Here is a 22695-nt window from a genome sequence, read left to right as displayed (position 1 = left end):
ATGAAAACTATCTTGATTCCGATGCTCTTTACATTGTCTGTCACCGCAGCTGCCGCGCAAAACCAGGTGGCCACGCTGCGCGGCGCGGCGCCACTGGATGAGACCGAGCGCGCACCGGTCATTCCCAAGGTCGTCAACTCGGATATTCGTCAGGTGCGCAACTACCCCGAACAGCCCCCCGTGATCCCTCATAAGATTGACGGCTATCAGATCGACACCAATTACAATCAATGCCTGACCTGTCATGCCCGCTCCGCAATCGACGTCAGCCAGGCGCCGATGGTGTCGATTACCCATTTCATGGATCGCGAAGGGCAATTCCTCGCGTCTGTGTCCCCACGTCGTTTCTTTTGCACCCAATGTCACGTGCCACAGTCCGAAGCCGCACCGAAACTGGACAACACATTTGTCGATGTGGATCAGGTTCTCGACTACATACAGTCGCATGGTGGGGGCAATAACTGATGCGTGGCCTGATTTCCCGCATCTGGTGGATCATGCGCAGGCCCGCAACCCATTTGTCCCTTGGGTTTCTGACCATGGGCGGGTTTGTCATGGGCGTGATTTTCTGGGGCGGTTTCAATACGGCCCTGGAACTGACCAACACCGAAGAATTCTGCGTCAGTTGCCATGAAATGCGGGACAATGTTTTTGTCGAACTGCAACCCACCGTGCATTACTCCAATGCCTCTGGCGTCCGTGCTACCTGCCCCGACTGTCATGTTCCGCACGCCTGGACCTCAAAAATTGCCCGCAAGATGGCCGCTTCCAAGGAGGTTTATGGCAAGATTTTCGGCACCATCAGCACCCGGGAAAAGTTTCTTGAAAAGCGTTTGGAACTGGCCCAGCACGAATGGGCCCGCTTTGAGGCCAATGACAGCCTGGAATGCCGCAATTGCCATTCCGCTGAGAGTATGGACATCACCTTGCAGAGTAAACGCGCCTCGGAGGCGCATGAACGGTTCCTGCTGACGGGCGAAAAGACCTGCATTTCCTGTCACAAGGGCATTGCGCATGAATTGCCCGATATGGGCAGTGCAAGACTTCGACCGGATGACGACCGGGTTGCCCTCAAAGCCTATCTGGAAAGCTCCGACTGATCCCCATGTGGGGGAAGCGCCCCCGAATTACGCGGCCGATGTGGCCGGTTCCATGAATTTTGAAACCTCAACGGCCAGCACGTCCCAATCGGTAAACTCGTATTCTTCCACATTGGGATCGAAGTCCTTGTCGCGCAGAACGACGTGCCGCAGAACCTGGCGGGCGTAAAAATCATATTGATTGGTGCGAACGGCCCCCGCCACAAGCACGTCCCTATCGGCTTTCATATCGGTGCGCATGTTCATCTCGATCACATATTCCCTGGCCTCTTCAAGGCCTTCCGGGAAGGCAGCGCTCAGACTGACAGACAGCAAAAGCGTGTCGATCGGGGCCAGCTCGTGCCGATGCGCGGTCAGGAAAACTTCGAAAGGTTTCGGGTGACGGCGTTCATGCACCGACGCGGCGAGAATGACCTTGTCGACCCCCTCAAAGGAAACCGAGACCGCCTTATCCCCTGCATCGACAACTTGAACCGCAATATCCTGACGGCGCAGCTGGTCTTCTACGAACCGGGCGATTTTTCCGGTCTGGCCCTCTATCGTCGCATAAACGATCATCGTGGTCATGCTTTCCTCCTCTTCAAACAAGGGCGAGAAAACCATTTCTCACATCACAGGCAGTAGAGGTGCTCAGTCATGTCTGAAAAATCCCTCGCGCGTGACAACACTACCCCCTGCTCCGTGACGTGACTTTGCTCTAGATCAATCTACGGATGAGGCTGGTTGCGCAGAATATTTCAATTGGGGAGTATTCATGGCCGACAATACAACCATCACTTGAAATATACTGCAAAATTGCGTAGTTCTAGCGCCTCTGGGGTGGAAATGGGAATTCCTGAAATGATTGGTCTGAAACGGCTTTTGCTGAGCTGTGCGGTGCTCATGTCCCTCGCCACCACGCCCGGCATGGCGCAGGACAGCCTCCTGATTGTCGCCGATGAATGGCCGCCCTTCTCAGGTCAAAACCTGCCAGATAAGGGTCTCTCGCTCGATATAACGCGTACGGCTCTCACGCGCGCAGGTTACGATGTAGAAGTTGCCGTGCTACCCTGGGCGCGGATCATGAGCGGCGCGCAGACCGGCGAATATGATGTTATTACCAGCCTGTTTCGCGACCCTGAGATACAAAAGGTAATGACCTATTCTGAGCCCTTCTTTGAGACAACCGTTCGCTTCGTTCAACGCAAAGGTGGGCCGATCACCTTCGAAGGGCTGAATTCCCTGCAGGCATATCGCATCGCCGTTGCTGCCGGTTATGTCTATGAGGAGGCATTCGATACCGCCGATTTCCTCGACAAGATAGAAGTCACAACACCCATTCAGGGCCTGCGAATGGTCGCTGCCGGCCGGGTTGACCTGACGCTGGACAGTATGGAGGTTGTCCGGCATTCGATCCGGTTGCAAGACCCGGACATTCTTGATCAGATCGAATTTCTGGACCCTGCCCTTGCGCGGCAGGAAATACACATGGCCGTTTCAGGCTTTCGGGACGATCACAACCGTATCGTGTCTGATTTTAATGCAGCTCTGCAAGAAATGCGGGAAGACGGTTCGCTTGCGCGACTTCTCAAAAAACACCAGATCGATTAGGCGCAGCACGTGGGGGATCCATTAAACAACCGCCTGGCAAAACGGCTACTGGTCTGGGTGCTGGTCTGCAGTGCCCTGCTTTCCGCCTTGGCGACGACAGTTCAGCTATATGCGAACTTCCAGCGTCAGGAGGAAGCTCTCTTTGACGTCACCGCACAGATCAAGAACGGTTTTGCCCAGAGCCTCAGCTCGGCATTGTGGTCTTACGACACAGAGCAAGTCGATCTGCTGCTGGACGGTATTTTCGCCGAAGCCGATATTTCATCTCTGAAACTGTCATCAGATGATCTGGTCTGGGAACGCGGGCCGGTTGATCCTGACGAGCAGCTGCAAATGCAGGAAGTCCAGTTATCTTACACGGACCCTGTCCTGGGCGAGACGGTTCTGGGGCAATTGGAACTGGGGCTGAGCCGCGCGCGCATCTGGTCAAACCTTTACGCGCTCGTTTTGGTGGTGTTTCTGTCAAATCTTGCAAAGACAGGTTTTGCGGCGATTGCCATTCTTGTCATCTTTCAGCGCATTGTCAGCCGTCACCTGCGCGACATCGCATCTTACGTGTCGCAACCCAAGTGGCTGACGGAGGGACCGGAACTCAAACTGGATCGCCAAAATATCTCCGGAGAAGACGACCTCGATGCGATTTCTCAGGCGGTCAATGAAACGCGCGCCCGCATGGTCGATTATGACAAGAACCTGAGTGCGGCCTCCGCCCAGCTTCGGGTTGTTCTGGATACCACGGTGAACGGCATTATCGGGCTGGACTCTGAGGGGATGGTTCAGGTCATCAATCCCGCTGCCCGTCACATGCTGGCCGGAAAATCCGAAAGCACCCCCTTTAGCTGGCCATCGCCAATCAAGTTTCTCGACATCGCGGACATGCATCCGCTGGATGCGTCTTCCGATCCGATCAACCGCGCGCTGGCCGGGCAAATCCTGAAGGGCGAGACCCATCTCATGACAAGGCTTGGACAGGTCGAAAATCGCTATGTTCGAATCTCCAGCGCCATTGTCAGCGACCCCACAAGCCCCTTGAGGACCGTAATCGTGCTGGACGACGTCTCGCTGCTGGAGAAAAACCGCCAGCAGATCGAACGTAAAGGGCGGCTGGATGCACTGGGTCAGCTGACCGGCGGTATTGCACATGATTTCAACAACCTGCTCGCGACCATTCTTTATGCGATGCAGCTGACCCGGGCTGACAATATTTCCGAGCGGTCTGACCGGGTGCTTGCCACAGCCCTGAAAGCGGTTGAACGCGGTCGCGACCTGACCGGACGTCTGCTTGCCTTTGCCAAACGCCAGCCCGGCCTTGAACGATCACGCCCCCTTTCCGAGACATTTGCGGAATTCGAAGCGCTGGCCCGCCCTGCGATCGAGGAAACGGTAGAGATATCGCTGGCAGCGCCCAATCCGGAATTGCTTGTCTACTGCGATCATGGGCAGCTGGACAACGCTCTGTTGAACCTTGTGCTGAACAGCCGCGACGCGATCATGCGCAGCGGCAAAGGCAGCAAGATCATGATCAAGGCCCGCGCTATTGACGAGGTTGATGTCGACCTCCTGCTGCGCCGTGAAAATCCACACGCCTATATCACTCAAGGCATGCGCGAAGAGCACGCCGAGGATGTGGCCCGGCACGACGCCAAGGCCTATCGCTACGTTGAAATCTCGGTCACGGATGACGGCCCCGGCATGTCGGAGGAAGTCAAAAGCCGCGCCATAGACCCGTTTTTTACCACCAAAGACAGCAACTCTGGCACCGGTCTCGGCCTGTCGATGGTCTACGGGTTCATTCAGCATTCCGATGGCGAGTTACGCATTTATTCGGAAATGGGATTTGGCACGACAATTCGCCTGATCCTGCCGCGTGGAACGCCGGAAAATGAACGCGAGGGCCCCATGGTGCGTTTGCCCGCCAGACAGGGCCAGGGACAACGCATTCTTGTGGTCGAAGATGAGCCAAGCCTTTTAGCCGTCATGGAAGATCTGCTGATGGAACTGGGCTTCAATTTCGTGCCCGCGGCATCGGGGGCGGAAGCGCTCAAGATCATAGAGAACGGCGACGAAGTTGATCTCGTCCTGACCGACATTGTCATGCCCGGCGGCATTGGCGGGTTTGAGCTTGCCAATCGTATCCGACTGCTCCGAGAGGATGTGCCGATTGTTTACATGTCGGGATATACCGGGTTCACATCAGCGGAGATGGGCGATGTCGTGGCCCCGTTGTTACAAAAACCTTGCCCACCGGTGGAATTGGCAGAAGTTCTGAGTAACGCGCTGGCCAATTCAAAATCTTCTATCTAAGATTGCATTAATATCATCGGATCATCGATTCCGGGCGACCAACCATCGGCGTTTTTTACCCCAATCGGTTCGCAATACGGTCCGTTGTCGCAAAATTAATGGGGTGGCTCTTGCTCGACATACTATTGATGGAAGATGACGCGGATCTCGCGTCGGTTTTGCGGGAAGTTTTGAGTGAAGAAGGTCATACCGTCACCATTTGCGAATCCGCAACCGAAGCCTTTGCAGCTCTGGAAAAAGTCCAATTTGATCTTTTGATCACGGATATCATTGTCCAGAAAAACAAGGTCCCCATTCCCGATGGCGGCATCTCGCTGATTGCGCGCTTGCGCGGGCCGCTCAACAATCAACTTGAACCCTGGATGAAAAAAATGCCGATCATTGCGGTATCCGGGGCCATCCATAATCCCGGCATGTCCAATCTTCTGAAGATTTCAAGGGATCTGGGCGCGGACATTACGCTTGCCAAACCGATCGATACGCTCGATCTGCTGCATGCCATCAATACGCTGACAAGAAAATAGGTATAGCTCTATCGCCGGTCGGCGCTCCAGATATCCAAAAGCGACATGGCGATCTGCTCCTGCATATCGGCATAGAGTACGATTTTGAGCCTTTCGCGGCCCATGTGATTGGCCAGAGAGATCAATTCGCCACTCTCGATCTCCTTGTGCGACATGCTGAATGGCAACCACCCCACCCCCATACCATTGAGAACCAATTCCTTGATACCACTGGAGAAAGCGGTCTCGCATACGGCGTTATTGCTGAAGGTTTGGGTGCCAAACGGGCGTTCCGAAGCGTTCAGAACCTCCCCGAAATAGCTGCTTTCAGGATAGACGATGGCTGGCGCATCAACGGGTAGCGAACCATCATCCCGGACCGCGTAGCGCAGCCCACCCCCGACAAGCGGCACGAGATAGTCATGTCCCCAAAATGCCCGTCTGATTGTGCCGGCGAAAGGCAGGGGCGTCGCGTTATCAGCCTCATAGCAGAGTAGAATATGCGCGTCACCGCGCAAAAACATGGTGACGCAATCACCCAGATTTCCCGGGCGCAACCGGAATTTCAGAGACGGAAAATGCCGTTTGGCGTGCAATGCCATGTCTGGATATGTTGAAATCACGGAGGCATGTTGGGCCGCCAGCGAGACCGTCGAGCTAGCCGGATCGAAATGGGCGATCTTTCCACGCAAATCCCTGATGCGCCCGATCAAAGCCCGTATTTCCGCCTCGTTTGCACCCAAAGCCGGGCTGATCTCAACCGAGTTTGCTGCGCGTGTCAGGACCTGCGTACCAAGCCAGTTTTCAAACCCTCTGATGCGCCGGGAAAAGGCAGGTTGTGTAATATTGCGGCGCGCCGCGGCGCGGGTCATGTTGCCCTCTTCCAAAAGAACAAGGACGTCATCAAGCCATTGCAAATCCATTTGGCACCCCCAGGCAAACAATATGTATGGGTGGCCCAAAGAAAAAGCATTATTTTTAAGCCATGGTCTTTGGCATTCTTTGCCTGATCACATTTTGAAGGATATGGATGCGTGCCTGAAAACAATCTCTTGTCTGAGCGGAATGACCAACAGTCGCCGGAGTTGACGCTCAGCCTGTGCAAGGATCTCTCTATCGCGCTAGCGAAGTTCCCAAAAGTGCGTCTGGGGCATCTGCCAACACCACTGGAACCGATGGACCGGCTGAGCGAAATTCTGGGGGGTCCCCGGCTTTGGGTGAAACGGGATGATTGCACCGGGCTTTCGTCTGGGGGCAACAAGACACGCAAGCTGGAATACCTGATGGCCGACGCGCAGGCTCAGGGCGCAGATACGATCATTACGCAGGGTGCGACGCAATCAAACCATGCGCGTCAAACCGCGGCAGCGGCAGCGAAACTGGGCATGGCCTGCCACATCCTGCTGGAGGATCGCACGGGCTACAACGACGACAGCTACAATCTGAGTGGCAACGTGCTCATGGACCGTCTGCATGGCGCGACCGTTTCAAAACGTGGCGGTGGCACCGACATGAACGCGGAAATGGCGACGCTTGCCGAAAAACTCCTGCAAGACGGGCGTGCGCCCTACGTCATCCCCGGTGGTGGCTCCAATCCGATCGGGGCGCTCGGTTACGTCAACTGTGCCCGTGAAATCGCGGAGCAGGCAACAAACATCGGCCTGAAAATTGATGCCTTCGTGCACGCGACAGGCAGTTCGGGGACCCAAGCGGGTCTCGTGACGGGATTGGCCGCAATCCGCAGCGACATTCACCTGCTCGGTATCGGTGTGCGCGCGCCGCAGGAAAAGCAGGAGCAGATGGTTTTTGATCTGGCCCAGCGTACGGCGGATTATCTGGGAACCGGCATCAATATTGACCGCGCCATGGTCAGAGCCAATTGCGACTACGTGGGTCCCGGATATGGGTTGCCAACCGATGGGATGAAGGAAGCCGTCAAGTTGCTGGCCCGCACCGAAGGGCTGCTTTTTGACCCAGTTTATTCAGGCAAAGGGCTGGATGGCCTTATAAATCTCGTTCGCGGCGGTCATTTTGGAGATATGGAAAACGTCGTTTTCTTGCATACTGGAGGAAGTGCCGCGCTTTTCGGCTATCCTGAAACCTTCGATCTGCACGGCTACACCGAATAACAATAAACACGAAAAAAGAACCAACAAGGAGAGACATTCATGTCATTTAGAAAAACGTTCATCACGGCAACAACGGCGATTGGCTTGTTCAGCGCCCCGGCTTTTGCAGCCGAGGAAGTCAAGATCGGCGTGCCGTCCTGGACCGGTGCACAGGCTATCGCGCATCTGCTGGCAGCCGTTGTTGAAATGCGTATTGGCGGGACCGCGGAAATGGTGCCTGGCAATAACGCAACAATCTTCCAGGCCATGGATCAGGGCAAAGGCGACATTGACGTGCACCCTGATGTCTGGCTGCCCAATCAGGAAAGCTTCACCAAGAAGTATGTGGATGAAGCTGGCACGGTCACCCTGTCCGCCAATCCCTATGAGGGCAATCAGGGTTTCTGCGTTTCCCAGGATTTCGCAAAGGCCAACAGCATCACCGACATCGCCGATCTGGGCCGTCCCGATGTGGCCGCGCTGATGGACAGTGATGGCAATGGCAAGGGTGAAATGTGGATCGGTGCACCCGGCTGGGCCTCGGCGAATGTCAACGAGGTGAAGGTGCGCGACTACGGTCTGCTCGACTTCGTAGAACCGATCCGCGCAGAGGAAAGCGTGAAGACAGCACGTGTGAAAGATTCCATCGCCAAGGGAGAGGGCTACGCATTCTATTGCTACAAGCCGCACGCCATCTGGTATCAGTTCGATGTCGAGATGTTGAGCGAGCCTGCCTTTGATCCGGCCAAATACGTGATGGTGCAACCATCCGATGACGCGGATTGGTATGAGAAATCCAATGTTGCCTCCAAGGACGCGCTGAAGGCCGTGCAGATCGCTTGGTCCAATTCACTGGCCGACCGCTCCCCTGCCATTACAGAGTTCTTTGAACGGTTCTCTCTGAGCGCGGATGACGTCAGCAACTTTGCCTATGAGATCAGCGGCAAAGGCCGTGATGCCGCAGAGGTCGCGCGTGAATGGGTCGATGCGAACCCGGAGCGTGTGGATGCCTGGCTGGGCCTCTGATCCTCTGAACATCGACCGGGCTTGACAGCTTTGAGCCCGGTCGCTGCGCCCCGAATGCGCCTCCCCATCAAACGCCAGCCAATGGATGGAACGCTATGAGCGATGACACTGTTGTCGAGATTTCCAATGTCTGGAAAATTTTCGGCGCCCACCCCGAAGCCGCGCTGAAAGCCATTCGAGAGCAAGGTCTCGATAAAGCCCAGGTATTGGCCCAGCACAACGCCGTCGTCGGTGTTGCTGATGTCAGCCTGTCGGTCAATCGCGGCGAAATTTTTTGCATCATGGGGCTTTCCGGCAGCGGAAAATCCACCCTAGTGCGCCATTTCAACAGACTTCTGGAGCCGACCGCCGGGAAAATCCTGATCGAGGGAACGGATGTGATGGGTCTTGAACCCGGCGATCTACAAACGTTCCGCAACCGCAAGATCGGGATGGTTTTTCAGAACTTCGCGCTGATGCCGCACCGCTCTGTTCTCGACAATGTCGCCATGCCATTGGAGATCCGTCAGGTCAGCAAGAATGACCGCATGCGGCAGGCGGCCGCCATTCTGGACATCGTGGAACTGGGTGCCTGGGGGTCAAAGTTTGCGCATGAACTCTCTGGCGGCATGCAACAGCGCGTGGGTCTTGCCCGAGCCCTTGCCGCCAACCCCGATGTCTTGTTGATGGACGAACCCTTTAGCGCGCTTGACCCGCTGATCCGCCGTCAGTTGCAGGATGAATTCATCCGCCTTTCGCAAATCCTCAAGAAGACCACGATTTTCATCACCCACGACCTTGACGAAGCTGTTCGGATCGGGGACCGCATTGCGATCATGCGCGACGGTCGACTGGTTCAGATCGGCACGGCGGAAGAAATCGTGATGAACCCGGCAGATGACTATGTTGCAGATTTCGTAGCCGGTATTTCCCGTCTGAAAGTCGTCAGAGCCCATGCGGTCATGCAAAAACTCGAGGCCTTCGTGCAAAGCTCCGGACCCATCGCTACGGAGGCACCACGGGTCAACGAAAGCGAAACGCTCAGCACGCTTATCAATCTCGCAATCGATCACGACAGTCCCATTCTGGTTGAGGATCAGGGGCAAGATATCGGTGTCATTACCCGTGCAGACATCCTGCGCACTGTGGTTGAAGGAACGGAAATGTCATGACTGACGCAGCTCAAAACCCGCTGGAAGCGACAGACACGGATGTGGCACGCGCCTATGCCGCCGAGCGCCGCGAAAACATCCGGACCTTCGTGCGTACCAATCCGGAATACTACATCACCCAATTCGACAAAATCGGTGCCAGTGCGAAGTTTACCGCAACATTCAATGCCATGGCGGGGCTGTTTGGCCCCATTTGGTTTGGCGCGCGGGGTTTGTGGTCCTGGGCCCTGCCCTTCCTGATCCTGGAAACAATGGCCTTCGTTCAGATTGCACGTGGTCTTTTTGGCGATCTCGCGGCAGATGCGCGCGCCCGCATCGCCTCTATCGAGGGGACGCTGGAACTGCGACAACAGCAGCTTGCAGCCGCCATTGAAAGCGGCTCGGACAAGGTGGACGTCTATCAGCGCACCGTGGATTCTCTGGAAGCCGCCATCGGCGGTATTCGCGCCGAAGCGGAAGTGATTGCAAGCCAGGGTGTCTGGATTGCCCTTTCGGGCCTGGCCATTCTGATCGTCGCCAAGGCCTTTCAGGCAACGGTTGCCAACTGGGCGCTCGAAGCCCGCTTTTCCGATTGGCTGTCTGACCGGACAGTCCGCTCTGGTCTGCCGGTTTCGCATATTGTTTTCAGCGCGATTTTCATGGTGCTGATCGTCTGTGCCGCCATGCTTCACTACAGTTTGCCGGGACGCTTTACGCTTCTGAGCGACTTCCCGACAAATCCCAATTACCGGCTGAACAGCATTGCCTGGGTCGAAGCCTTCTTCGCCTTTTGCGTCGCCAACGGTGAAGCGCTTTTCGATCTCATCACCTATGGCATCAGGTTGATTCTCGACGCGTTGGAACTGATCTTCGTCAGCACCCCCTGGATCGTGATTGCCAGCCTGATCATCCTGCTGACATGGCTGACTGCGGGCATTCGCACCGCCATATGGTCGGCGGCGTTTCTGTCCTACATGGGGCTGTTGGGGTTCTGGGAGAAAGCGATGACAACGCTGGCCCTGCTTGGCACAGCGGCCTGCCTGTCGATCCTGATCGGCATACCGCTGGGCATGTTCTGCGCCCGGCGTCCGCGCTTTTATGCCTTCATCCAGCCAATCATGGATTTCATGCAGACCATGCCTGCTTTCGTTTTCATGATCCCAGTGATCGCCTTTTTCGGCACCGGCAAACCGGCAGCGGTTGTGACAACGATGATCTTCGGCGGCACACCTGTGGTGCGCCTGACGGTGCTGGGATTGCGAGGTGTGCCGGAAAGCGTGCGTGAAGCGGCAATCTCCTTTGGCGCGAACAAATGGTACCTGCTGACGCGGGTTGATCTGCCTCTCGCCAGCCCGTCCATCCGGGCCGGGATCAACCAAACCATCATGCTGTCGCTGGCAATGGTTGTCGTTGCCTCGCTGATCGGAGCCAAAGGGCTGGGTGAGGACGTCCTGGAGGCGCTGCAATATGCCAACGTCGGTCAGGGTATTCTGGCCGGATTTGCGATCCTGTTCTGCGCGATGATCCTTGACCGCATTGTTCAGGGTCAGCGAAAGTGACACCTCTGGTCTTCGTCCATGGGTTCATGGGCGGCAGCGCTCAATGGGCGCTGCAACAGGACAGGCTTGCAGCCTCAAGAGAGCTGATTGCGGTTGATCTGCCAGGCTTTGGAGAGAACCGCGACCTGCCTGTGATCAACACGATCAAGGGGTTCGCTGATTGGGTGGTCGCAGAACTCGACGCCAAGGGGATTGGCACGTTCAACCTGATGGGCCATTCGATGGGCGGCATGATTGCGCAACAGATCGCGCATCAGGTACCAGACCGAATTGAAAAGCTTGTCCTCTATGGCACGGGGCCCAACGGCCTTTTGCCGGGGCGATTTGAGACCATCGAGCGGAGCAAAATCCGCGCGCAACAGGACGGCGTGCGAAAAACAGCGCGCCGAATTTCCGCCACCTGGTTTGTCGACAGCACCATCGCACCCGAGTACCCCGCCTGCGCGGCAATTGCCGAACAGTCAGCAGCCAAGGCGCTGGCCACAGGTCTAGATGCGATGCGGGACTGGTCGGGCATGGAATTCCTGAAGACGGTCGCTTCCGAAACTCTGGTAATCTGGGGAGACAGCGACCGCACCTATCAATGGAGCCAGCCGGAACTTCTTTGGCGGCATATTCCGAACGCGCATCTTGCTGTGGTCCCCGGATGCGCCCATGCGGTGCATCTGGAGAAACCACAGATTTTCAATATGCTGGTCGAAGATTTTCTGCGGACCTAATGCGCCTTGCCACCGATCTGACGGCCCTGCTCTGCCCCGACCAAGGGGCAGACGACACAGGTCCAAACCCGCCGCGTCGGTCCAGCAGAATGGATGTCAGTTACCAGTAATCTGAACGTTGCCCGCCACTCTTGCACCGCTTTCGGAAGTCATTGTTTTGGCTGTCACATCCGCCTGCACTGTCGATGTAGAGGCCAATTTCAGGTCATCACACTGCAATTTCCCTTTGTGCTTACCTTCAATCGAAACGGATTTCGCCGACAGCGCCCCATTTATGGCCCCACCTGTCTGCACAATGACGGATTGCGCCGTGACATCACCAACGACTTTGCCTTTGACGTCAACACTGCCTTCATCCGATTTGATGTTGCCTTCAATCGTCAGGTCTTCTTCGATGACTGAACTTGCCAAGTTGAATTTCCTTTCTGCGTGACACTACAACCCTAGACTGTATCAGGCGGATTGAACACCCAAGCCGTCCGAGGCTGCGACCGGCAGCATAACCGGGTCCATTTCCGGTTGTGAATGCCTCATGTAGCAAGGGGCGGAAATCCGCCCCTGCCCCTTTCCAACGCTTTGCGCCCCTTTAGCGATTAAGGAACTCCAGCGCGTATTTATCCTCCACATCCGGGACCGGATGATCCTCGTGCAGCGATTTCACGATGCCGTAGATCATGAACAGCAAGATCACCGCAATGGGCAGGCCGGCCACAATGGATGCGGTCTGCAGGGCACTCAGGCCCCCGGCAAGCATCAGCACGCCAGCCACGATACCCGCCGTGAGCCCCCAGAAGATACGGAACTTCACCGGTGGGTGTTCGTCACCCATCGACAACATGGTGCACATGACCAACGTACCGGAGTCAGAGGAGGTCACGAACCATGAGATCAGCAGAACGGTGATCAGGACGGTGATCGGATAGGTCAGCCACGTATAACCAAACCCTGCCACGGTCTGAAACACGCCCGCCGCGTAATCGTTGTTCACGGCATCCATCACGCCGGCCTTGTAGAACAGATCGACACCCGCCGCGGCCCCGCCGAAAACGCCCATCCAGAGCATCACAACCGATGTCGGGATCAGCAGCACGCAGAAACAGAACTGCCGGATCGTGCGCCCCTTGGAGACCCGCGCAATGAACAGCCCCACAAATGGGCACCAGGCAATCCACCAGCCCCAGTAGAAGATGGTCCACCAGCTTTGCCACTGGTTCTCCGGATCGCCATTGATCCAGAACCCCATCGGGATGACATTCCACAGATAGTCGCCAAATCCGGAAATCGTGATCCCCAGCACGAACGCGGTTGGCCCCAGAATAATGAAGAGGATCAGCAATCCGATGCTGGCCATCACATTCGCCTCAGACAGGATACGCACGCCTTTGCCCACCCCTGATGCGGCCGAAGCCGTACCCAGACAGGTGATGATGGCAACCAGAATCAATTGATTGGTCTGCGTGTTGCTCATCCAGCCGAGGCTTTCCAGACCCGCTGCAATCGGCGTCACTCCCAGACCCAAGGATGTGGCCAATCCGAAGATCGTGCCAAAGACACCGATCAGGTCAACGAGATGCCCCCAAGGCCCGTAAATACGTTCCTTCAGCACGGGATAGAGAGCGGTGCGTAGGGTCAGGGGCAGATCGCGCCGATAAGAGAAATAGGCAAGCGACAGACCAACCAGCACGTAGAGCCCCCAGCCATGAAAACCCCAGTGAAAATTGGTCACGGTCACGGCGGCAATTGCGGCATCCACACTCCCGGCTTCCGCACCGGTCCGGTCCAGAAACGGGCTGCCCTGAATGTGGTACATCGGCTCGGCGACGCCCCAATAGATCAGGCCGGAGCCCAGACCCGCACTGAACAACATGCAGATCCATGAAAATGTGGAGAAATCGGGCTCATCGTCATCCTTGCCCAGTTTGACGTCTCCGAACCGGCTGATCATCAGCCAGAAAACGAAGAAAAGAGCCGCGTTCACCACCAGTACATAGAACCAGTCCATTGTCCCAATGATGAAGTTCTTACCGGCGGAAAAGACCTCGCTCGACCGTTCCACATCCATGATCGTGTAGAGCACGAAGCCGAGTATCATCAGCATCGACAGGATTCCCATCAATGGGTTCATCCCCTTGAAGAGCCCCGAGCTGGCGACCAGATTTTCCGGTCTGTTACTTGTTTGATCACTCATCTTGTTAGTACCTCTATGTCCTGTTTTCCGGCTTAGCGGACTGTGCCAGCGGCACCCTGTCGGGCTCCGGCAGACATCCAGATGTCAAATTGCTCCTCCAGACGGGCATGATTTTCGGCCCACCATTCTGCATCCGACCGAATGAACTGTTTGTCTTCATAGGCCGGACCGTTGGGGATCTGATTCAAAGTCGCGTCCGACAAAAGCGCCAGGGATGATTTGCGCGTCGGCCCGTTGGGCAGATGAGACACCATGTCAGCCAGGGCTTTGGTGCTACTCGCATACCGAATGAACTCAATTGCCTGCGATTTGTAGCGGCTGCCTTTCGGAATGCCGAACAGGTCCAGCTCAATCACGCGCCCGTCCATGTTCACGGTGAAATCCGCGCCCTCTTCCTGCGAGGCCGTCACACCCGTCGTGGCCCAGATCATCGACATGGTCACGTCGCCCGAGTTCAACATCCGCACCGGTTCCCGGCCCGCTTGCCAGACTTGCAGGCCGGACCTGATCTCGTCCATCTTGGCGAAGGCCTGCGCGACACCTTCTTCGGTTTCAAGCATCGGGTAGACGTCCTTGCGCGCCACCCCATCTGCCATCAACGCCCACTCCATGATCACCGAGGGGTCATCCCGAATGGCGCGCGCGCCTGGGTAGGCATCCGTGTCGAAGAAATCCGCGATGGTAGTTGGTGGGTTGTCGGCAAATTCCGAATTGCTATAGGCAAAAGCGGTCGCCCAGACGATCACCCCAACGCCACAATCATTCAGCGCGCCCGGGACGAAATCGTCACCCGATGCAGCACCATCCGCACCATTCGGCAAAGCGATCCCAGACAGGTCTTCCAGAAGCCCTTCTTTGCAAGCCCGCAAAGAATCCGCCTGCGTCAGATCAACAACATCCCAGATGACGTTCGCGCTTTCCACCTGATTTCGGATTTCATCAATGCCGCCATTGTAATGGTCGACATGGATGCGGACCGCGTTTTCTTCCTCGTACGGCCTGACAAACCCCAGCATCTGGCTGCGCATGTAAGGACCGGTCCAGGAAGTGAAGGTGATTTCCGGTTGCGACGATGCAGATGAACCTTCTGCCGTCTGCGCATGCACCGAGGCAGCGCTCAGAAAAGCCGCTGCCGCAACAAGCGCAATGAATGCCCCAGAAAACCTGGTTCGATGTCGTTTCATGAAATGTCCTCCCGTTATGGCCGTGACGTTTGAGCAACCCATGCGCCCTGCAAACCGGGCACATTCCCTGACCTGCCATGATCAGTTCTGCGTAACTCAAGACTTTGTTCCGCACAGGTTCGACAACCACGCATGTCAACTGACCGAAATGACGAGCTGAACTTCCTGTATCATTTTGAGTCTTCGGCCCATTGAACGCGGTAAGCGGAAAAAAAACAACCGATAGCTGTGGTTGGCCGATTTATCGCCCTGTATCTGAGCCCCGGGTATTCCCGCCACAAACGCTCCGTAGCAGTTGAAGCCAGACCTTTGCTGCGCGATCAGATTGCCCGGATCGGGTCAAGAATAACTCGATCTGCCCAATTTTAGCGTTTGACGAAATGCGTGAGACATCACGCAGCACCTAATGCGTTGAAATCTCTGATTTCAGGCAGCGTCGGGTGACGCAGCTTTTTCGCATAACGCCATGATTGCGAAAGCTCAGCGATGCCGGGGCGGTAAGTTCCGCGCAGGATTTCCAGCGACGAGCTGTCCGGGCTCTACATCCTTTGTAACAACGCTACCCGCGCCGATGACCGCGCCATCTCCAACCGTAACACCCGCAAGAATGATCGCTCCCCCGCCAATCCAGACGCGTTGGCCGATATGCACCGGATGCGCGATCTCAAGACCGTCCACGCATCGTTTGACCGGATCCTTATGATGTTCCGCGCAATAGATCTGAACGTTTGGTCCAAGCTGGCATTGGTCGCCGATGATCACTTCAGCGCAATCAAGAATGGTGCAGCCGGCATTCAAGAAGACGTGATGGCCAAGCTTGATATTGATCCCATAAGCGCAATGAAAAGGAGCTTCGATAATGGCACCCTGTGCCTCGATGAGTTGGCCAAGCTTTGGCCCGATGGCACCGCGCGCCTCAGGCGGTAGAGAATTGTGCTGATGGACCGCTGCACGGGCCGCCACCCTAAGTGCCTCAAGTTCATCGTCAAGGCAGGTGTACCATTCACCCGCCGCCATCTTCTGGCGTTCAGTTTTGACCATGACCTACACCTCTCCTGTTCTGCACAACACCAGCTTTAGATGCGACACGCCGCGCACGCAAATCCTGTCTCTCGGCGCGCATTTTGGATCAGAAAAATTCGCTACGCGTTACATTAGATAACGCATTTAATATACTGAAAATAAAATATTATTCTGATCATACGGCGCGGCCATTCTACCTTTCGAACTGACCAACCCGATCAAACACCACCTCTCCTTGCAGGAGTGTTGCCTCTATCGTGACGGTGGCGATCTCAGATATCGGCATGTCAAGAATATTGCCGCTCAACACCACAAGATCGGCAAATTTACCGACCTCAATAGACCCGGTGCGATCCGCGTGCCGCAATGCAATGGCTGCATTGATTGTCATCGCTTCAATGGCGCTGGCCACATCCGGGAACCCGTTGTTTTCCCGGCCGACCGCCGCCGCGATTTTGACCATGGGATTCAACTCATCGGCGTCCCAGTCACTGCTCAAGGTGACTGTCGCACCCGCGTCAAGCAAAGCGCCGGCGGGCAGCAAGCGGTCCACACGGTCCCCGATAAACGCGCCGATGAAGTTTTGATATTCCGCACTCAACGCACTTGGCGCAAGTTGCAGATCAGCAATCACGTTTAACTCGGCAAAGCGTGGATAATCGCTGGGATGGGCAAGGTAGATGTGCGTCAGCCGATGTGGACCGGATTGAGGGTCGGCCTGTTCAATCGCGTCCAGCGCCAGGCGGGTTCCATAATCTCCGGTGACGTGAAAATGGAGCTGAAATCCAGCGGCACTCAGCTCCCGCGCGGCTCGAAAGAGCGCTTGCTTTTCAAAATACAGAAATCCGCGTTCTTCCTCGGTAGGCAGAGCCAAAGCTTTTTCATAAGGCTCCAGCAGGGCGCCTGTTGCCTGGCTCAGAATGCCATCCACATAGATTTTGGCCACGTTGAACCGCACCCTGCGGTCAGGATCATTGTGAAAAATCGCGCGTAGTTCAGAGAGTTGATCATCCAACGGGCGATCCGGATAGATATAGAACGCGTTGGAGGCACGCAGTGTCAGCACACCTGCGTCCTCCGCCCAGTTCCACACCTGATGGTGGCCCTGAGGCCAGTAGCCACCCGCGTCACTCACGGACGTTATGCCGTTGCGATTAAGTTCTGCGGCTGCATCAAGCAGGCTGTCGTAAGCAAAATCCAGATTTCCCTGAGTTGGCGGAAAGGCCGCCGACCGCAGATTATGCGGTGCATTTTCCAGAACGATGCCATTGGGCGTGCCCGCTGCATTCCGCAAAATGATGTTGCCGTTGTTCTGATCCACGGCCCGGTCGTATCCCACCGCTTCCAATGCCCGCGAATTGGCCCAGGCTCCATGCCCGATGTCATCCAGGATCAAGACGGGTCTGTCCGGGACAACCACGTCCAAAACGGCGACGGGGTTATCATGCAGCTCCAGCAGATTGACCATATTCACGTTCGCGCCCAGCACCCATGGTCCGGTTTCACCGTTTTTGGTACATTCCGTGACCGACGCGATATGGCCTTCCAGATCATCAAATGCTTCGAAGGGGCATAAAACGGCATTTATCCCGGCCTCGGCAGCATGCACATGAATATCCTGGAACCCCGGTAGAACCATCTTGCCCGCCAGATCAACGACATCCGCCTGTGGCCCGGCCTGGGCGATCACTTCGGTCGCTGATCCCACCGCAACAATGAAACCGTCAGCATCGATCGCAACCGCTTCCGCCCAGTCTCTGGTGTCGTTGACTGTGAATACAGCGGCGTTTGTCAGAACCAGATTCTGGGCCCCGGCGGAGACACCAAAAAAGACAAGCGTCGAAAACAACACAGGCGACCAGATGATTTTTTTCACAAGAAAACTCCCTTATCGCGTGACCTGAGCTACAGACTGGCCACTGAAAGATTCGCTATACAGTTGATTTGCCATCCGACGCTGCAAATGCTGTTCCCGCCAATCGGCCGCCAACAGGCCCATTACCAACATGCACATCCCCGCTGTGATCGGCGACCAAAATCGCGGGCGTTCACCGATGCAGCGCGCTCGGCAGATGGCCGAACCGGAGCTTATATTCCTGAGAGAACCGGCCCAGATGCGAGAAGCCATTGGCAAAGGCGACGCTGGTCACGCTCGGCGGATCCCGACGCACATTCAAGTGGTAGCGCGCCGCATCCAGGCGTGCATTCCTCACAAACTGCATCGGCGTCACTCCAAAACGCCTTTTGAAGCCTTTTTGCAGTGTACGCACATTCATATCCGCCGCCCCGGCAATATCTCGCAAGGAAATCGGCTCGCCCAGATTTACGTGGATGAACTCAATTGCCAGACGAATACCACGCGGCGACACACCGCTGTCCGCGCGGTCGATGACATGCGAAATGTTGCTCCTTTGGTGGATCAACAGGGCTTGCGCCAGATCATATTCAACCCGCAGGTCTCTTCCGCTGAACGGCCCCCGGAACAAATGGCCGCCATCTATAGCCTTCGCACATGACAACGCCATCTGCCTCAGAGCGGCCCCGCTTTTTGTCGTCATATCGACCTCGGCATCAAACCTTATGGGCCCCGGCAAGGGCACACCTGTTAACTCCTCGGCGACGTTATCGAGGTGTGATTTGCGGATTTGCAACAAGAGCTTCCGGCAAGAGCCCTGCCATTGCATATGCGTGCGCCGGTCAGGATTAAGCAACGATGCACAGTCAACACCGGCCTGTACCTCAGTGCCTCGGTGCTGAATGAGGGCACGGCCGGACAGCGGGATTTGCAGCAGGTAAAAAGAGCCAAGACGTCCCGGATCAATATTCACGTCCGCCCCATAGTGCAGGTAGTTCACCGATATGTTTTTACCCGCAACGTGATTGTGTTGCACCGCAAGCGGCGCACCGCAACCTGCGATTTCAAGCCGGTGATCGCAGAATTTCTGGCCGACACAATACCGCGCTTCGTCGAGATCACCCGTTCTGAGCAGGGGATGGTCGGCGAGAAATACCTCGCTGGTCTGCAAAGCCTCAAATGTCATTTGATCCTTTCGTGCTGATCCGGAAGCCTAATCAGACAGAGGTCTTTTGCAAGAAAGATCGCGGCAATCCTCGGAAAGGTTCGTTTTTTGGATAAGTCGTTTGACCAACCTGTCGCAGACTATGGCAAATCAACGGGAGATATTTCATGGAAAAAGGCATCACAAAGGCCAACAACGGAATTGAGGGGTTGTCGTGGAATGTGGTCGGGCAGACCTACGTGCCCAAATTACTGAGCAATGACGCGTTCGTCTGGGAAGCTACATTGCCGCCCGATACTTTCGTCCCGCCACATGTTCACCCGACCCAGGATGAGTGGATCATCGTCCAATCAGGCGCTCTCGAAGTGGAATTCCTAGGTGATGTTCACAAAGCGGGACCGGGCGATACAGTGCGGATGCCGAAAGGCGAAGCTCATGGCATTTTCAACCGCTCCGGCAAGGAAGCAAAATGCATATTCGGCGTGGCACCCGCTCGTAAACTCTTTGACCTTTTCATCGAACTGGATGGCGTTACAGATCCGCAAGAACTGGTCCGCCTTTCTGCATTGCACGAAGTCGATTTCCTGCCGCCGCCTGCGGACGCGTAACAACACTGAATTCAGGGGAACAATCATGCCCAAAAGGAAAAAGGTCGCAGTCATCGGCGGCGGGGTAAGCGGGCTTGCCGCCGCCAAAGCCTTTGATGAAAAAGGACATCGCGTGGTCGGGTTTGAACGCAGCCACGATTTTGGCGGGGTTTGGGAGTTGTCCAGATCTTACCCGGATGTTCAGACACAATCTCCCAAGGATCTTTATTGTTTCACCGACCACCCAATGCCGGATACCTATCCGGAATGGCCCAAAGGGCCGCAAGTCCACGCCTATCTTCATTCCTATGCCGCAAAACACAAATTGGCGCGTCTCTTTCGGCTCAACACAAACGTCGCAGCGATGAAGCCCCGCACTGACGGCCAACCGGGCTGGACATTGACCTTAGAGGCTACCGGTGGAGAATGGACGGAAGATTTCGATTTTGTTGCCGTCTGCACGGGGCAGTTTTCGGATAAAAACGTGCTTTCCCACCCCGGCCAGGATGAATTTATTGCGCAGGGTGGTCAGGTGATGCATTCGTCGGATTACACAGACCCCAATATGGTCAAGGACAAGGACGTGGTTGTTCTGGGTGGGTCAAAATCCGCCACAGATATCGCGGTGAATGCGGTCAATTCCGGTGCGAAATCCGTACGTCTGGTCTATCTGAAAAACGTCTGGCGCATCCCTTATTTTGTCGGTGGGATAAATTTCAAACGGCTGCTCTACATGCGGGCGCAGGAGCAGCAGTTCAATCAATGGGGCAAAACCCCGTTGCAGCGGGTGATCGCTGCTGCTTTCAAACCTCTGGTATGGGTCAATTTTCGCGGGCTTGAGACGCTGTTGAAGTTCCAATTGGGCCTCAAGAAACACAATATGGTGCCGACAACGCCAATTGAAAAAGAGGTTTCCTGCTCCGTTCCGATTGTGACGCCCGGTCTTTTTGAGTGTCTGAATGCGGGCACGATCATCCCGGTGATCGGCACGTTTGACAGCTACCAGAAAGAGGGGTTGAAGCTCAGCACCGGCGAGACGGTCCCTTGTGATCTGGCGATCCTGGCCACGGGCTGGAAGCTCGGAGTGCCCTATCTGTCAAAAGAGTGTCAGGGCAAGCTGATCGAGGCTGACGGGCAATACCGGGTTTACCGCCTATCCGTGAACCCGGATTTACCGGACATGGGTTTTGTTGGTTTCAATTCCAGCTTCTGCACGGTTCTCTCCGCTGAATTGATCGCCAACTGGTTGGTCCGATACGCAGATGGCAAGCTGGCCCGGCAGCCCACCGCAGATGAGATGAAAAGCAACATCGACATGATGTTGGACTGGAAACGAAATGAACGGCCCGCGGCCAAAATCTACGGTGGCCTGTGTTCAGCGCCCTTTCATTTCAAGCACTTCGATGAATTGCTCGCAGACATGGGGGCCAGAAAAACAAAGCGCAGCAATCCACTGGCAGAGCAGTTTTCGTATCCCGACGCGGCGGCTTACGGAGAATTTCTGGCCTCGGCACCGGATTACCGGGCAGATTGACGGAAGACGCGTTTTCACAAAGCCCGTCGCCTGTGGCGCAGGTTCAGCTTTTCGGATCAGGCAGGTTTTGCAGATCGCACAGGCCGATCTGGGCCATGGCAATGCTCATCTCTTCGCTCAGAATGTCCCAGAGCCGGTTCAGGCCTTCCTCGCCCCCTGCCGCGATGGCGAATTGGAGTATCCGCCCGAAGAAGGTAAAATCTGCGCCAGAAAGCAAGGCCTTCAGCGCATCTTCACCGCTGCGCAATCCGCTGTCGAAAAACAGCGGGAATTCGGGGCCAACAGCCTGACGCATTTGCGGCAACAGGGCAAAGGGCGATGGCGCACTTTCCAGTTGCCGGGCTCCGTGGCTTGAAACCTGTATCCCGTCTACACCTTTCGATTTCAACGCCACCGCATCTTCCAGATTGAGGACGCCCTTGACGACCAGCTTGCCCGGCCAGACGTCTCGCATGCGTGCCAGCGTTTCCCAATCTGCTCGGGCACGGCTTTCAGTTCGATCGAACTCATAGCCAGGCATGTCAAAATTTGCCATTTGTGGCTTGCCCTTAAAAAGCGCCGCCAGCGACCAGCGCGGATGCAGGGCAAAATCCACAAACTGTCGCGGCCCGATCCGGAAGGGCATTTTGAACCCATGCCGCAATTCGCGCGGTCGGCGTCCGACCTCTGGCACATCAACCGTCAGCACAAGAGTCTGATAGCCGGCCTGCCTGGCCCGTTCCACCAGCTTGAATGTTCCGGTCCCGTCCCCGCTGAAGTAGATTTGAAACCACGCATGCCCCTGTGCCACTTCAATTATTTCTTCCAGTGGTGTCGACGCGACGGTCGACACCCCATGCGGCACCTTGTATCGCGCAGCCAGCCGCGCCAGCATCAGGTCAGCACCGGACCCGGAGAGGTTGCACATCCCCATGGGGGCGATGCCAAAGGGTCGCTCTGCATCCGCACCAAACAGCGTGGTGGCCAGCGACCGGTTGCTGACGTCCCGCAAGATGCGCGGGCTCAGGGTCATCTTATCCAGTTCTCTTCGGTTTCTTTCGGCACCGACTTCCCCCCCCGCGGCACCATCGATGTAGTCGAAGACCATCCACGGCAGGCGCCTGCGGGCGAGGCGGCGGGC

At 56.1% G+C, this 22695-nt stretch carries 21 protein-coding genes; 12 read left to right on the top strand and 9 right to left on the bottom strand.

Features of this window, described 5'->3' with window-relative positions; genetic code table 11:
* Entirely contained in the window at window positions 1-465 is a 465-nt protein-coding gene (locus tag Q0802_RS09205; RefSeq protein ID WP_298916897.1) for a nitrate reductase cytochrome c-type subunit, read from the top strand.
* A complete protein-coding gene (locus Q0802_RS09200) occupies window positions 465-1100 on the top strand; it encodes a NapC/NirT family cytochrome c (protein WP_298916894.1) in 636 nt (211 codons plus the stop codon). Before Q0802_RS09205 ends, Q0802_RS09200 begins: the two co-directional genes overlap by 1 nt.
* Window positions 1101-1127: 27 nt before the next feature.
* On the opposite strand, the gene Q0802_RS09195 is transcribed toward Q0802_RS09200, so the two are convergent.
* Window positions 1128-1667 carry a flavodoxin domain-containing protein gene (locus Q0802_RS09195; protein WP_298916892.1) on the bottom strand — a complete coding sequence of 180 codons (540 nt, stop codon included), beginning with the start codon at window positions 1665-1667 and terminating at the stop codon, window positions 1128-1130.
* A gap of 258 nt (window positions 1668-1925) precedes the next feature.
* Between Q0802_RS09195 and Q0802_RS09190 the strand changes: the two genes are divergently transcribed.
* From Q0802_RS09190 to Q0802_RS09180, 3 genes are all read left to right on the top strand, one after another.
* Window positions 1926-2690, top strand: coding sequence for a transporter substrate-binding domain-containing protein (locus Q0802_RS09190; RefSeq protein WP_298916890.1), 765 nt, complete (start codon window positions 1926-1928; stop codon window positions 2688-2690).
* 9 nt (window positions 2691-2699) lie between these two features.
* Complete coding sequence (locus Q0802_RS09185; RefSeq protein ID WP_298916887.1) at window positions 2700-4994, top strand: ATP-binding protein; 2295 nt, start codon at window positions 2700-2702, stop codon at window positions 4992-4994.
* Window positions 4995-5104: 110 nt separating this feature from the next.
* A complete protein-coding gene (locus Q0802_RS09180; RefSeq protein ID WP_298916884.1) occupies window positions 5105-5518 on the top strand; it encodes a response regulator in 414 nt (137 codons plus the stop codon).
* A gap of 8 nt (window positions 5519-5526) precedes the next feature.
* Here the strand turns inward: Q0802_RS09180 and Q0802_RS09175 are convergent, their stop codons facing one another.
* Entirely contained in the window at window positions 5527-6420 is an 894-nt protein-coding gene (locus Q0802_RS09175; protein WP_298916881.1) for a LysR family transcriptional regulator, read from the bottom strand.
* A 192-nt stretch (window positions 6421-6612) separates the two neighbouring features.
* Here Q0802_RS09175 and Q0802_RS09170 point away from each other — a divergent pair, with 192 nt between their 5' ends.
* From Q0802_RS09170 to Q0802_RS09150, 5 genes are all read left to right on the top strand, one after another.
* Window positions 6613-7626, top strand: coding sequence for a D-cysteine desulfhydrase (locus tag Q0802_RS09170; protein WP_298917817.1), 1014 nt, complete (start codon window positions 6613-6615; stop codon window positions 7624-7626).
* A gap of 39 nt (window positions 7627-7665) precedes the next feature.
* A complete protein-coding gene (locus Q0802_RS09165) occupies window positions 7666-8631 on the top strand; it encodes a glycine betaine ABC transporter substrate-binding protein (protein ID WP_298916878.1) in 966 nt (321 codons plus the stop codon).
* Between the two features lie 95 nt (window positions 8632-8726).
* Complete coding sequence (locus tag Q0802_RS09160) at window positions 8727-9782, top strand: betaine/proline/choline family ABC transporter ATP-binding protein (protein ID WP_298916875.1); 1056 nt, start codon at window positions 8727-8729, stop codon at window positions 9780-9782.
* The gene (locus Q0802_RS09155) at window positions 9779-11320 is read left to right on the top strand and encodes an ABC transporter permease subunit (protein WP_298916872.1); all 1542 of its coding nucleotides are present in this window, start codon (window positions 9779-9781) and stop codon (window positions 11318-11320) included. Before Q0802_RS09160 ends, Q0802_RS09155 begins: the two co-directional genes overlap by 4 nt.
* The gene (locus tag Q0802_RS09150; protein WP_298916870.1) at window positions 11317-12039 is read left to right on the top strand and encodes an alpha/beta hydrolase; all 723 of its coding nucleotides are present in this window, start codon (window positions 11317-11319) and stop codon (window positions 12037-12039) included. Before Q0802_RS09155 ends, Q0802_RS09150 begins: the two co-directional genes overlap by 4 nt.
* A gap of 96 nt (window positions 12040-12135) precedes the next feature.
* Here the strand turns inward: Q0802_RS09150 and Q0802_RS09145 are convergent, their stop codons facing one another.
* From Q0802_RS09145 to Q0802_RS09120, 6 genes are all read right to left on the bottom strand, one after another.
* A complete protein-coding gene (locus Q0802_RS09145) occupies window positions 12136-12450 on the bottom strand; it encodes a polymer-forming cytoskeletal protein (protein ID WP_298916867.1) in 315 nt (104 codons plus the stop codon).
* A gap of 175 nt (window positions 12451-12625) precedes the next feature.
* A complete protein-coding gene (locus Q0802_RS09140) occupies window positions 12626-14227 on the bottom strand; it encodes a BCCT family transporter (protein WP_298916864.1) in 1602 nt (533 codons plus the stop codon).
* 32 nt (window positions 14228-14259) lie between these two features.
* Entirely contained in the window at window positions 14260-15411 is a 1152-nt protein-coding gene (locus Q0802_RS09135; RefSeq protein WP_298916861.1) for an extracellular solute-binding protein, read from the bottom strand.
* Window positions 15412-15891: 480 nt separating this feature from the next.
* The gene (locus Q0802_RS09130) at window positions 15892-16452 is read right to left on the bottom strand and encodes a sugar O-acetyltransferase (RefSeq protein WP_298916858.1); all 561 of its coding nucleotides are present in this window, start codon (window positions 16450-16452) and stop codon (window positions 15892-15894) included.
* 175 nt (window positions 16453-16627) lie between these two features.
* On the bottom strand, window positions 16628-18310 hold the full coding sequence (locus tag Q0802_RS09125; RefSeq protein ID WP_298916855.1) for an amidohydrolase: 1683 nt from the start codon (window positions 18308-18310) through the stop codon (window positions 16628-16630).
* Window positions 18311-18482: 172 nt separating this feature from the next.
* Window positions 18483-19475 (bottom strand): AraC family transcriptional regulator, encoded by a 993-nt coding sequence (locus tag Q0802_RS09120; RefSeq protein WP_298916853.1) that lies wholly within the window; start codon window positions 19473-19475, stop codon window positions 18483-18485.
* 146 nt (window positions 19476-19621) lie between these two features.
* On the opposite strand from Q0802_RS09120, the gene Q0802_RS09115 reads away from it, so the two are divergent.
* Window positions 19622-20062, top strand: coding sequence for a cupin domain-containing protein (locus Q0802_RS09115; protein WP_298916850.1), 441 nt, complete (start codon window positions 19622-19624; stop codon window positions 20060-20062).
* 25 nt (window positions 20063-20087) lie between these two features.
* Window positions 20088-21575 carry an NAD(P)/FAD-dependent oxidoreductase gene (locus Q0802_RS09110; RefSeq protein ID WP_298916847.1) on the top strand — a complete coding sequence of 496 codons (1488 nt, stop codon included), beginning with the start codon at window positions 20088-20090 and terminating at the stop codon, window positions 21573-21575.
* A gap of 43 nt (window positions 21576-21618) precedes the next feature.
* On the opposite strand, the gene Q0802_RS09105 is transcribed toward Q0802_RS09110, so the two are convergent.
* The coding region (locus tag Q0802_RS09105; RefSeq protein WP_298916844.1) for an alpha-hydroxy acid oxidase at window positions 21619-22695 on the bottom strand (1077 nt) is incomplete at its 5' end.

Source organism: uncultured Roseobacter sp. (assembly GCF_947495275.1).
Lineage (GTDB): Bacteria > Pseudomonadota > Alphaproteobacteria > Rhodobacterales > Rhodobacteraceae > Roseobacter.
This window is presented reverse-complemented; position numbering and strand designations above follow the sequence as displayed.

Bases quoted from the DNA above. Each gene is read 5' to 3' on its own strand.
- Q0802_RS09205 (WP_298916897.1), top strand. From the start codon at position 1: ATGAAAACTATCTTGATTCCGATGCTCTTTACATTGTCTGTCACCGCA.
- Q0802_RS09200 (WP_298916894.1), top strand. From the start codon at position 465: ATGCGTGGCCTGATTTCCCGCATCTGGTGGATCATGCGCAGGCCCGCA.
- Q0802_RS09195 (WP_298916892.1), bottom strand. From the start codon at position 1,667: ATGACCACGATGATCGTTTATGCGACGATAGAGGGCCAGACCGGAAAA.
- Q0802_RS09190 (WP_298916890.1), top strand. From the start codon at position 1,926: ATGGGAATTCCTGAAATGATTGGTCTGAAACGGCTTTTGCTGAGCTGT.
- Q0802_RS09175 (WP_298916881.1), bottom strand. From the start codon at position 6,420: ATGGATTTGCAATGGCTTGATGACGTCCTTGTTCTTTTGGAAGAGGGC.
- Q0802_RS09165 (WP_298916878.1), top strand. From the start codon at position 7,666: ATGTCATTTAGAAAAACGTTCATCACGGCAACAACGGCGATTGGCTTG.
- Q0802_RS09160 (WP_298916875.1), top strand. From the start codon at position 8,727: ATGAGCGATGACACTGTTGTCGAGATTTCCAATGTCTGGAAAATTTTC.
- Q0802_RS09155 (WP_298916872.1), top strand. From the start codon at position 9,779: ATGACTGACGCAGCTCAAAACCCGCTGGAAGCGACAGACACGGATGTG.
- Q0802_RS09140 (WP_298916864.1), bottom strand. From the start codon at position 14,227: ATGAGTGATCAAACAAGTAACAGACCGGAAAATCTGGTCGCCAGCTCG.
- Q0802_RS09135 (WP_298916861.1), bottom strand. From the start codon at position 15,411: ATGAAACGACATCGAACCAGGTTTTCTGGGGCATTCATTGCGCTTGTT.
- Q0802_RS09130 (WP_298916858.1), bottom strand. From the start codon at position 16,452: ATGGTCAAAACTGAACGCCAGAAGATGGCGGCGGGTGAATGGTACACC.
- Q0802_RS09120 (WP_298916853.1), bottom strand. From the start codon at position 19,475: ATGACATTTGAGGCTTTGCAGACCAGCGAGGTATTTCTCGCCGACCAT.
- Q0802_RS09115 (WP_298916850.1), top strand. From the start codon at position 19,622: ATGGAAAAAGGCATCACAAAGGCCAACAACGGAATTGAGGGGTTGTCG.
- Q0802_RS09110 (WP_298916847.1), top strand. From the start codon at position 20,088: ATGCCCAAAAGGAAAAAGGTCGCAGTCATCGGCGGCGGGGTAAGCGGG.